At 59.3% G+C, this 12,104-nt stretch carries 10 protein-coding genes; 3 read left to right on the forward strand and 7 right to left on the reverse strand.

Going from position 1 to position 12,104, the window contains the following annotated elements; genetic code table 11:
- Nucleotides 1-87 precede the first annotated feature (87 nt).
- The 3 genes from proB to mazG all read left to right on the forward strand — a co-directional run bounded on the left by proB (nt 88) and on the right by mazG (nt 3,422).
- Nucleotides 88-1,224, forward strand: coding sequence for a glutamate 5-kinase (gene proB / locus FF098_RS07050; protein WP_155138780.1), 1,137 nt, complete (start codon nt 88-90; stop codon nt 1,222-1,224).
- A gap of 14 nt (nt 1,225-1,238) precedes the next feature.
- Entirely contained in the window at nt 1,239-2,519 is a 1,281-nt protein-coding gene (locus FF098_RS07055; protein ID WP_229714534.1) for a glutamate-5-semialdehyde dehydrogenase, read from the forward strand.
- An 84-nt stretch (nt 2,520-2,603) separates the two neighbouring features.
- Nucleotides 2,604-3,422 (forward strand): nucleoside triphosphate pyrophosphohydrolase, encoded by an 819-nt coding sequence (gene mazG, locus FF098_RS07060; protein WP_155138782.1) that lies wholly within the window; start codon nt 2,604-2,606, stop codon nt 3,420-3,422.
- Here mazG and FF098_RS07065 read toward each other — a convergent pair whose 3' ends face one another.
- The 7 genes from FF098_RS07065 to FF098_RS07095 form a co-directional block, all read right to left on the reverse strand.
- A complete protein-coding gene (locus FF098_RS07065; protein WP_155138784.1) occupies nt 3,423-3,731 on the reverse strand; it encodes a barstar family protein in 309 nt (102 codons plus the stop codon).
- 1 nt (nt 3,732) lies between these two features.
- Entirely contained in the window at nt 3,733-5,112 is a 1,380-nt protein-coding gene (gene hflX, locus FF098_RS07070; RefSeq protein WP_155138786.1) for a GTPase HflX, read from the reverse strand.
- Between the two features lie 12 nt (nt 5,113-5,124).
- Entirely contained in the window at nt 5,125-5,370 is a 246-nt protein-coding gene (gene hfq, locus FF098_RS07075; RefSeq protein WP_155138788.1) for an RNA chaperone Hfq, read from the reverse strand.
- A 110-nt stretch (nt 5,371-5,480) separates the two neighbouring features.
- The gene (locus FF098_RS07080) at nt 5,481-6,893 is read right to left on the reverse strand and encodes a potassium transporter TrkG (protein ID WP_155138790.1); all 1,413 of its coding nucleotides are present in this window, start codon (nt 6,891-6,893) and stop codon (nt 5,481-5,483) included.
- A 3-nt stretch (nt 6,894-6,896) separates the two neighbouring features.
- Nucleotides 6,897-8,270: a Trk system potassium transporter TrkA gene (trkA, locus tag FF098_RS07085; RefSeq protein WP_155138792.1), complete on the reverse strand. Its 1,374-nt coding sequence runs from the start codon at nt 8,268-8,270 to the stop codon at nt 6,897-6,899.
- 46 nt (nt 8,271-8,316) lie between these two features.
- Nucleotides 8,317-9,711, reverse strand: a complete 1,395-nt coding sequence (gene ntrX, locus FF098_RS07090; protein WP_155138794.1) for a nitrogen assimilation response regulator NtrX — start codon at nt 9,709-9,711, stop codon at nt 8,317-8,319.
- On the reverse strand, nt 9,711-12,017 hold the full coding sequence (locus FF098_RS07095) for a sensor histidine kinase (protein WP_155138797.1): 2,307 nt from the start codon (nt 12,015-12,017) through the stop codon (nt 9,711-9,713). Before FF098_RS07095 ends, ntrX begins: the two co-directional genes overlap by 1 nt.
- Nucleotides 12,018-12,104 lie beyond the last annotated feature (87 nt).

Consider the following 12,104-nt stretch of genomic DNA (forward strand, 5'->3'; position numbering starts at 1 on the left):
AAATTCCTTGTGGATTTAGCAGAAACTAGCTGTATTGGCGGGCCGACACAAGGGTAAAATGATACATCGAGTGAATCAGAGAGGATTATGAGCAACCAAGCTGCTGAAACGATCAAGAATGCCAAGAGGATAGTCATCAAAGTGGGTTCCGCCCTGTTGATTGATGAAAACGGCAATCTTCACGCTGGATGGCTATACAATCTGGTCAAGGATATCGCGTCATTGCGCAAGTCCGGCAAGGAAGTGATCATCGTGTCCTCCGGTGCCGTGGCGCTCGGTCGCCGTCGTCTCGGCATTGGCGCGGTGATGAACAAATACGAAAAGCACGCCGCCGCCGCTGCCGGCCAAGTGCATATCATCAATGCCTACGAGAATGCCTTCGCGGGCTATCAGACGGTGATTTCGCAGGTGCTGCTGACGCTGGACGTCACAGATGACCGGGTCAGCTATCTCAACGCCCGCGATACTCTTGATACGCTACTTGAACTTGGCAGCGTACCTGTCGTGAATGAAAACGATTCCGTGACCACGCGTGAGGGGCGCTATGGAGACAATGACCGCCTCGCCGCCTATGTCTCGCAGATGTCGGATTCAGACGCCCTTATCCTGCTGTCGGACATTGACGGGCTTTATACAGCCGATCCGCGCATGGAGCCTGATGCCGAATTCATCCCGGTCGTGACCGAGATCAGCGAAGATATCCGTGCCATGGCCGGCGGCACGGCCCGCAAGGGCGCCGGCACAGGCGGCATGCGTACCAAGATCCTCGCTGCCGAAATCGCTATGCAGGCTGGCGTGTCGACCATCATCGCCAAGGGCCGAACCAGGGAAGACATCGGCCCGATAACCCGTCTTCTCGGCGGTGGCCAGGCGACGCTATTCCAGGCCGAGGAAACAGATGAATCGGCCCGCCGGATCTGGATCGGTTCGCATTTTCAGTCCAAGGGCACTATCTACGTTGATGAAGGCGCCGAAAAAGCCATTCGTGGTGGTGCCAATTTGCTTGCCGCCGGCATCAGTCGGGTCGACGGGCAATTCGAGAAAGGCGATGCAGTCAGCGTCGCCAATCTGAAGGGCGAAGAAATCGCCAAGGGCCTCACCGGCTACAGCGCGTCGGAAATCCAGCTGCTGGCCGGGGCCAAGACCGCAGATATCGCAGAACGCGTCGGCTACAAGGGTCGCGCGGCCGTGGTCCACTACCAGGACCTCGTGTTTGATGACTAATAAAGAGGAAAAAGATGTTACAGAAGCCTGAGTTAGACAATGTTGATCAGATGATGCACGAAATGGGTGCCGAGGCCCGCAAGGCGTTCGGTGTGCTCTCTCAATCGTCTACAGAAAGCAAGAATAAGGCGATTCTGGCCGCCGCACGCCTGATTGGTGAGCGCGAAGACGCCATTCTCGAAGCTAATGCCAAGGATATGGCTGCAGCAAAGGACAAAGGCCTGACCGGTGCCATGCTCGACCGCCTTGAGCTGACGCCTGAGCGTCTCGCCGGCATCCGCGACAGCCTTCAGCAAATCGCAGACCTGAAAGACCCAGTCGGCGATGTCATCGCGGGATGGGATCGTCCCAACGGCCTGAAGATCGAGCGCGTTCGCACACCCCTTGGTGTCATTGGCGTCGTCTATGAAAGCCGCCCGAATGTCACCGTCGATGCCGGTGCCCTGTGCCTGAAATCGGGTAATGCTGTTATCCTGCGCGGTGGCTCTGAGAGCATCAACTCCTCTGTCGCCCTCCATGGCTGTCTTGCCGATGGCCTCGAAGAAGCCGGCCTGCCCGCAGCCGCCGTCAATTATGTCAACACGACCGATCGCGCTGCCGTTGGCGCCATGTTGTCAGGTCTCGACGGCAATCTCGACGTCATTATCCCGCGTGGCGGCAAGTCTCTCGTCGCCCGGGTTCAGGATGAAGCCCGTATCCCGGTCATCGGCCACCTTGACGGCCTCGTTCATGTCTATGTCGACGAGAACGCCGACCTTGAAAAGGCCGCCAAGATTATCGTTAACGCCAAGATGCGCCGCACCGGCATTTGCGGTGCCGCTGAAAAACTGCTGGTCGACAAGGCCATCGCCGACAAGGCAGTGCCTGAACTGACTACGGCCCTGACAGAAGCTGGCTGCGCCCTGCGCGGTGATGACGCCTCCCGCTCCCTTGATGACCGGGTCACCCCGGCCGAGACCGAGGACTGGGTCACCGAATATCTCGCGCCTGTCATCACGGTTGGCGTGGTCGATGGTGTCGAGGGCGCCATCAAGCACATAGCGGCCCATTCTTCAGGTCATACTGAAAGCATCATCACCGAGGATCAGGCAACCGCCGACCGCTTCATCCATGGCGTCGACAGTGCCATCGTCATGCATAATGCCTCGACCCAGTTCGCCGATGGCGGCGAGTTCGGCATGGGTGCCGAGATCGGAATCGCGACTGGCCGTATCCACGCTCGTGGTCCTGTCGGCGTCGAGCAGCTGACGACGTTCAAATATGTCGTTCGCGGCACCGGCCAGACACGCACCTGATCTAGCCATGAACTCCGAGTCTCGGGCATAAGGGTGGCTGATGCAGCCTGTACAGTCACTCCTAAAGCCACCTTCGAGACGTCCATGAGCTTTCAGCCCCCCAAAGATCGGCACGATATTACCGCCTTGCTGCAGATTATGCGCGACCTGCGCGACCCGGACGGTGGCTGCCCGTGGGATCTGGAGCAGGATTACCGCTCCATCGCCAAATACACGATCGAGGAAGCCTATGAAGTCGTCGACGCCATCGAGCGCGATGATCTCGGCGACCTGCAGGACGAGTTGGGCGATTTGCTGTTGCAGGTTGTCTTCCACAGCCAGATGGCGGCTGAGGACGGCAAGTTCACTTTCGGTGACGTGATCCAGTCGATTTGCGACAAGATGGTGCGTCGGCACCCCCACGTCTTCGACCAGGAAGGCAGCGACCTTGCCGAGGGGCGAGATGCCGACGGCGTGTTGAAAGCTTGGGAAGATATCAAGGCGGCAGAGCGTGCCGAGAAGGGTCAGGACAAGACCCGCATCCTGGATGACGTGCCGGTCGGCCTGCCAGCCCTTGCCCGGGCCGTGAAACTGCAAAAGCGCGCCGCTCGTGTCGGCTTCGATTGGCCGGAAGCAGAGCAGGTTCTCAACAAACTAACTGAGGAGATAGGCGAGCTGACCCACGCGCGGGCGGAAAAAGACGCTGAAGCGATCGAGGATGAGTTTGGCGATATTTTGTTCACTCTGGCTAACTTGTCTCGACATCTTGAAGTCGATCCTGAAAAGGCTCTGCGCCGAGCGAATACCAAGTTCACCCAGCGCTTCGCCAGTGTGGAAGACAGCGTCGAAGCCTCAAGCCGGGGCTTTGAAGAGCATTCTCTGGATGAACTGGAGACCTATTGGCAGAGCGCCAAGAAAGACTGATCACTCCAGTATCAGGTGGATATTGTCTTCTCGCTCTTCGCCATCGGGGCCGTGGGTGCGGAAAATCTCGATAAGCGTATTGAAGTCGGTCTCGCCCATTGCTTTGCGAGACTCCTCATGATCGCGCCAGATCAGACGAAAGCCTTCATCAGGTGTACCGAAACCACCTCGCAGGATATCATTCAGAGCATCAAGGTTTCTGCCCCATTTGCGACCGTTGATCAGCTTTTTCTCAATCTCTTCGTAGAAAGCATCGAGGCTGTCGATCCATGCGCCCTCAATGATGAAGCTCTTGAGCTGCGCGGGCATATCAGGGCTCGTATCCGCCACCGGCAGCCGGTGGCATGCGCGAACTGGCCCGGCCCTCGGCAAACAATTGTGAGTCAAACTGCTTCATGAACTGTCCGGCAGCTTTCTCCGACAGCTTGGTCGCAACCAGCGTCTTCCCGCCGGACTCACCCTGCTCCATCACCTCACCATGGGCATGGAGCCAGGCGATCGCCGCCCCGTCAGATGGCTCCAGCACGGCGTGATAAATGTGATGGTCGAGGGTCAGCACCCGGTCGATCTCGGCATAGAGCGCGTTCATGCCAAGCCCGGTCAGCGCCGAGGCCGGCACGATGAACGGATTGGCGAGCGTACCTTCTCCCTTGGCCGATTTCACCGCGCTCAGCTCCAGCGTCTCGTCCATCTCTTCCCTGGTCATCAGGTCGATCTTGTTCCAGACCTCAATCACCAGCCGCTCGCTGTTGTCGCCCTCGATGCCGAGTTCCCGCAGTACTGAAAGGACATCGGCACGCTGGGCTTCTGTTTCCTTATGATGCGCATCGCGCACATGCAGGATCACATCCGCTTCAAGTACTTCCTCAAGAGTCGCCCGGAAGGCCGCGACAAGCTGGGTCGGCAGGTTGGAGATGAACCCGACCGTGTCGGAGAAAATGACCCGTGTCGCGCCCGGCAGGTCGACCGCCCGCATGGTCGGGTCGAGGGTCGCGAACAAGAGATCCTTGGCCATGACATGGGCGTCGGTCAGCCGGTTGAACAGAGTCGACTTGCCGGCGTTGGTATAGCCGACCAGCGCGACGACCGGATGCGGTGCCCGCTTGCGCCGGGCCCGTTGCAGCGTGCGTGTGCGTCGCACTTCCTCGATCCGTTCTTTCAGCTTGTCGATCTTGTCGGCGAGCTGGCGGCGGTCGCTCTCGATCTGCCGCTCGCCCGGCCCGCCGAGGAAGCCTGCCCCGCCTCGCTGGCGCTCAAGGTGGGTCCATGAGCGCACGAGGCGCGAGCGCTGATAGGTCAGATGCGCGAGGTCGACCTGCAGCCGGCCTTCCTTGGTTTGCGCCCGCTCGCCGAAGATCTCCAGGATCAGTGCGGTGCGATCCAGCACCTTCGCATCCCAGGCTTTTTCAAGGTTGCGGTGCTGCACCGGCGTGAGGTCGGCATCGATGATGATCAGCTCAGGCTTGGGGTCATGGCGCTCGCGCATGGCGGTCACCTCGTCGACCTTGCCCTGCCCGAACAGGGTCGCGGGCTTGGGCCGGTTGATGACGACCTTTTCCTGATGGACGACATCGAGATCGATGGCTGCGGCAAGACCTACCGCTTCCTGCAGCAACTCTTCGGGTTCACGCAGGCTATAATCGGTCTCTTGCAGGACCGGATGGATGACGATGGCACTGGTTCTGGTCAAGTGACGGGGTGTCTACTCAGTCTCGAGCTCGTCGTCCTCGAACATCTTCACGGGGGCAGACGGCATGATTGTGGAAATGGCGTGCTTGTAAACAAGCTGCGCATGACCGTCTCTTTTCAGCAGAACGCAGAAATTGTCAAACCAGGTGACAATGCCCTGCAGCTTGACCCCGTTGACCAGAAAGATGGTAACCGGCGTCTTTGTCTTGCGAAGCTGGTTTAGGAATACATCCTGAAGGTTTTGTTTTTTATCGCTCATTTTTATTAGTCTCTGTCGCGTGTCGGACCAGCATTTTTGCACTGCACACAAACAGTCTCCCCCAGACCGGTTTAGCTTTCAAGTGGTTTTGCGCCCCATCGGTGAAAATATCATCCACGCCAGAAAGCGCGGTTGAGAATGGAAAGGGCGACGACCATCTCGATCCTGCCGACAATCATGCCTAATGCAAGCAGTACCCGCAACAGTGGGTCGAACGTATTATAATCGGTGATCCCCCCCGGCGCGGCCGCGATCATCGGCCCTGCATTGCTGATCACGGAAACGGCGGTCGTCACGCTCAGTTCCAGAGGTGTGCCGTAAATGGTGATGACCAGAACCAACACACTGAGAATGATGGTGAAGGCGACAAAGTGTACCCAGACGCCCAGTTCGTTCACTGCCCTCGCCTTGCCCAGAACACCGCTCGGATGAATCAGCTTCCAGATTTCTTCCCCGGCCCGCTCGAAGGTGACGAGCCAGCGCACCAGTTTTATCCCGCCTGCGGCCGAGATTGACGCCCCGCCGATAATCGCCGTCACCAACACAGGCGTCAGCGCAGGTTGCTCCCCGGTCAGGATGCCGTTGGTCGACAACAGGGACGCGGCGTTGAGAAGCTGATCTGTGATCCCGGCGATGCCCGTTCCCACAGAGAGCGCGAAGATAAGTGTAATCGCGACGACCAGGGTCAGGAACACAGGCGTCTCCCGGTCATCCCGGAATCTCAGAGAAGTGTCATAAGGCGCCAACAGCCTCGCCACGGACACAAAACTGATGCCCCCGAGGATCATCGCGACCAGACCGGCAACCGGCACGAACGCGCCATAACTCGCAAACCCCTCGGCGTCAGGCACGAACCCGCCTGACGCGGTGAAGGACAGCGCCATGATCACGGCGGAGCTTGGCGGTGCGCCGGTGACGACGAACAGGATGAAGATGACGAGGGCGATCAGCGAGTAGATCGGCAGGAAGACAGAGACCGCCTTGCGGAAGGCGCGCAGGAAGCTTTCCTGCTCGCCGCGGGCAAACGGCGTGTTGACGACATCGATCCCGATAAATTGCGGTCGGATGAATACCGCGGCTGCCGAGGAAATCGACACCAGCCCGCCGAGCCATTGCAGCTGTGCCCGCCACAGCATCTGGGCATAGTCTGCCCGCGCCGCCTCCTGCGACAGCCACGCGCCCGTAGTCGTCACGGCAGAGACGGACTCAAACCACGCATCGCCCAGTGAAAAGCCGGACAGCAGGAAAGGCAGCCCCCCGAGAACGGGGATCACTCCCCACCAGACCAGGAGAAACAGGGTGATCTCGCGAATGCCGGCCTTGGAATGGCTGGTCTCCACCCGGTTACGGCTGATCAGCATGAACCCGCCGCCAATCGTGCCGCAGGTAATCAGGGACAGGGCAAAGACGGACAGCCCCTCATAATCACCGCTGGCGATACAGCTGATCGCCGGGATGACCATCGCTCCGGCCAGGACTGCTATGGCGGCCCCGATCCACCACAGGAGGGCGAGCGCATTCATGTCCTAGAAATATTCCAAGCTGACGCGGAACATCTGTTCGACGTCCTTGACGTGATCGCGCAGGGCGAGAAGCACGACGCGGTCGCCGGCATTGATGATGGTTTCCGCGTTGGGCAGGATGACCTCGTCATCGCGCATGATCGCGCCGATGACGACACCGGATGGCAGTGCCACGGTGCGCAAGGGTTCGCCGACGAGGCTCGATGTTTCCAGCGCGATGGCATCGATCAGTTCGGCCTGGCCATCGAGCAGCGAGAAGACGCCCTTGATCCGCCCACGCCTGACATGCTGCAGGATTGTCGAAACGGTTGTCGCCCGCGGATCGATATAACGATCGACACCGACAGACTGGGCGAGCGGGCCGTAATCCGGCTCATTGATCAGCACCATGGCGCGGCGGGTCCCTTCCCGCTTGGCAACAAGTGCACTGAGCACATTGACCTGGTCGGAGTTGGTCAGCGATACGACAGTCTCTGCGTCCTCGGCCCCGGCTTCCCTCAGAATCTCGGCATCCAGCCCATTGCCGTTGAGCACGACGGTGCGTTCAAGTTTCTCCGCAACCACGGCGGCGCGCTCGGCATCGCTCTCGATCAGGCGGATCTTCATCGAACCCAGCTTCTCCAGCGACCGGGCAACGTGATAGCCGATATTGCCGCCACCGATGATGATCACGCGACGCGCCTGTGCCGCGCTCTGGCCGAGGATCTGCAAGGCCCGGTCGACCTTCGTCCGGTCGGCAACGAAGTAAATATCGTCGCCTTCCTGTAATTGATCGTCCGCATGCGGCCTGAATATCTTCTTCTTCCGCTTCACGCCGACAATGGTGATCCTGAGATCGGGAAACAGTTCGGCAACCTGACGCAACGGCGTATTCAGGATCGGGCATTCCGGCGACAGTCGTACGCCCAGAGCCCAGATACGCCCATCGGCGAAAGGCTTGATCTCGAACGCGCCCGGTGTCGAAAGCCGCTGTAGCACGGCCTCGGCGACTTCTTCCTCCGGCGAGATGATGACGTCGATCGGGATATTCGTGCGCGAGAACATGTCGGCATATTTCGGATCGAGATAGCTCTGCGACCTGATCCGCGCGATCTTCGTCGGCACATCGAACAGCGTATGCGCGATCTGGCAGGCAACAATGTTGACTTCATCGGAATAGGTCACGGCGATCAGCATGTCCGCTTCCTTGGCACCAGCCTCGACCAGCGTATCAGGATAAGACCCGTTGCCGACGACACCACGCACGTCGAGACGCTCGGTAACGCCGCGAACAAGCTCCTTGTCCTGATCGATGATCGTGACGTTGAACTTTTCCCGCGCCAGTCGTGTCGCGATCCCGTAGCCGACCCGGCCTGCCCCGCAAACGATGACTCTCATAAATCAGTCCTGTTCCTGTAAAGTGTTCTCGTGGCTTCGGCGTTACTTATTGCGCAGGCGTGTCCGGGCGAACATGTGGGGTGATCCCCAGCGCCTTCAGCTTCCTGTGAAGGGCAGAGCGCTCCATGCAGATGAAACTCGCCGTGCGGGAGATATTGCCGCCGAACCTGTTTATCTGGGCAAGCAGGTATTCGCGCTCGAATTTCTCCCGGGCTTCACGCAGTGGCAGGGCGATGATCTGCTGCAGATTGTCGCTCGTCGGCAGGCTGGGCCCCGAATTGACGATGTCTATCGGCAGCTTGTCGACGGTGATTTCCGCCTCCCCTCCTCGGCCCATAAGGATCAGCGTCTGTTCGATCACATTGCGAAGCTGGCGCACATTACCCGGCCAGTGATACGCCTGCAGCGCGGCGAGCGCTTCCTGTGACAGTGTCCGCTTCTGGATACCACCCTGACGCGAGATCGCATTGATGAAATATTCCGCAAGCTGCTGAATATCCTCGCGCCGTGCAGCCAGCGATGGCGCGGTGATCGAGACCACATTAAGCCGATGATAAAGGTCAGAGCGGAACTTGTTGTTCTCTGCCTCCGCAAGCAGGTCCTTCGCCGTTGTCGTGACGATCCGCACATCGACCTCGACTGGCGAATGTCCGCCGACACGCGTGAACCGCTGATCGACCAGCACGCGCAAAACCTTGCCCTGCGTCTCCAGCGGCATGTCGCCGATTTCATCGAACAGCAAAGTGCCGCCATGAGCCTCTTCCATCAGGCCGACCTTGGCCGGTTTACCATCGTTGCCTTCGATGCCGAACAGCTCCTCTTCCATCTTGTCCGGTGAGATGGAAGCGGCACTCGCCACCACAAAGGGCATGTCCGCCCGATTGGACTGTGCATGGATTGTCCGGGCAATGATCTCCTTGCCCGACCCGTCAGGGCCTGAAATGAGAACGCGTGAGCGGGAATCGGCGATCCGTTCGATCAGTGACCGCAACTGCGTCATCAGGGTCGACTTGCCGACGAGACCCAGCTCGCTCGTGCGGCTGCGAAGATGCGTGTTCTCACGGCGCAGGCGTGCCGTTTCCAGCGCACGCTGAACTGTCAGCAGCAACTTGTCGGAATTGAACGGCTTCTCGATAAAGTCATAGGCCCCGCGCTTGATCGCCGCGACCGCCGTCTCGACATTGCCATGACCGGAAATTATCAGGATCGGCAGGCTGGGATGCAGTTTCTTCAATTCCTCGAGAATTTCCAGCCCGTCAAGCTTTGACCCCTGCAGCCAGATATCGAGAATGACCAGCGCCGGAACACGGTTGGTCAGGGCACGGAAGACTGAGTCGCTGTCACCCGCCGTGCGTGGCGAATATCCTTCATCCTCGAGAATCCCCGAAATAAGCTCGCGGATATCCTGCTCGTCATCGACCACCAATACGTCAATCGCCATTACACCTGCTCCTGAACCTGTTCAGTATCTTCCGGGTCACTACCCACATCCCGGCCGTCTTCATCATCACTCTCACTACCGGATATTTCTCGCGGCAGCGTCATTGTCATACGGGCGCCGGTTTCGCCGAGGCTCGTATCATTCTCGAAGGTCAGCGTACCGCCATGTTCCTCGATCACTTTGCGCACGATGGCAAGGCCAAGGCCTGTGCCTTTCTTGCGTGTCGTCATGTAAGGTTCCGTCAGGCGGTGGCTGACCTGTTGCGGCAGGCCGACGCCGTTGTCGATGACGTTGATCGTCACTGTTCTGGCATCGTGCTCGACCGTAATCCGGATGTGACCATGGGACGGGTCGACACCCTTCTGCTGACGCTCTTCGATTGCTTCGACGGCATTTTTGACAAGGTTCGTACACGCCTGAACCAGCAGCCGACCGTCGCAATAGGCCGTGACCTCGCCGTTGGGAAACTTCGTCTCGAAATCGACATCGCCATGGGCAACCTGGAACGGGAAGACCGCATTGCGCACGATTTCCTTGATGTTCTCCTTCGCCATTACCGGCTCCGGCATCCGGGCAAAGGATGAGAACTCGTTCACCATGCGGCCGATATCGCCGACATGGCGGATAATAGTTTCCGTGCAGCGCTCGAAGATCTCGGGGCTTGATGTAATCTCGTCCCGATATTTCCGGCGCAGTCGTTCGGCCGACAGCTGGATCGGCGTCAGCGGATTCTTGATCTCGTGGGCGATCCGGCGTGCGACATCGCCCCAGGCCGCATTGCGCTGGGCAGAGATCAGCTCGGTAATGTCATCGAAGGTGATGACGTAGGTCAGTGTCTCGCCGGAGGATGTGTTCCCGATGCGGACGTTCAGGATGCGTGTCTGTGCACCACGCGCGATCTCGACCTGCCTGCTCAGCTCCTCGCCGCCGGCTTCCGCCTCCGTGAACAGTTCTGCCAGTTCCGGTGAGACATCCTGCAGCTGCATGCCCCTGATCTTGCCGGAGCTGACCTGGAGCAATTCGGTTGCCGTGCGGTTTGCAATCGTCAGCCTGCCTTCGGCCGAGACGCCGATCACCCCTGCCGAAACGCCGGACAGGACCGCCTCTGTAAACTGACGTCGGTCATCGGACTGGCGGTTCGCTTCGATCAGGTCGTCGCGCTGGGTCTGCAATTGCAGCGACATCCGGTTGAATGTTGCTGCGAATTCGCCCAGTTCACCGTCACTCTTGCGGATATCGACCTGCTGGCCGAGATCGCCTTGCGAGATTTTCTCCGCCGCAGTACCAAGCCGCCCGATCGGCGAGACGATCGCCGTCGCCGCCATCATCCCGCTCCAGACCGCACCAAGCAGGATAATAAGTGCCAGCAGTGCATAGCCGATGCCGAACATCTCGCGCAGATCGCTGAGGCGCGACTTGAAAGATGCCGTGCTGTCGCGGAACTCGCGTACCTTCAACAGCTCATTGGTCATGATCGGGCTCTCACCCAGATACGCGATGAGATAGCCGCCATCATAGGCACGGATCTTCAGCGTACCGCGGTACAGGTCCAGCCTGTCCGGGTTCTGGGGCACGAAGTTGAACCGGCCGGAAATGTCGTTGGCGACATCGACCTGCTGGAAGGTCTGTGCATTCGGCAGCCGGTAATCGACCCCCGGCACAGTCTCGACCCTGGCGATGATCTGCTTGTTGCCGTCGACCAGATAGATCGCTGCCCAGTCGCGCAGGATTGCCTGGCCATAAAGATATTGCCGGAACCCGATCGGGTTGACCTCGATCCCGCGCCCGCTCTGCTCGAGAATGGTCAGGTCGACGGCAACCCGGGCCATCTCATTGCCCATCTTGTCGGCGACGGAGCCGAAATAGCTGTTCGCAACGCCCCGCGCCGTATCCGCGGCATAATCGATCCGGTCCACGAAGAATTCATCGGACACAGTCGACAGGATGAAAGCCGAGAACATGAAGGCGATGATCGTCGGCAGGATCGCGACGGTGGACAGCAGCGCCACAAGGCGCAGGTGCAGCCGTGAACCAGCTTTTGCCGTGCGGCGGTCGCGCCAGACACCATAAAGCCTGCCGAACACGCGCAGCGAGAGCAGCCCGACCAGCACGACGCAGGCAGCGAACATCACCGCCAGCATGGTCGGCAGCCCTTCGATCAGGGTGGTGAAAGAAATCATGGTGATCAGGAAGATGACGAGGGCCGCGCCGATCAGGCTGACAGTTACCCAGTTCGTCGGGAATATCTGCGTCATCCGGCGCAGGTCAGTCCGTAGTTCCTGTAGAAAATTGCGCCTGTCGGCCATCGGCTGAAAACTCTTTCTTCCTGCCGGGATGAAAGCAAAGAACGTGACAAAGTAACTAATGGATGCTGCGCTTAATGTTGTAAAAAA

This window comes from Aquisalinus luteolus (genome assembly GCF_009712425.2).
GTDB lineage: Bacteria > Pseudomonadota > Alphaproteobacteria > Caulobacterales > Parvularculaceae > Aquisalinus > Aquisalinus luteolus.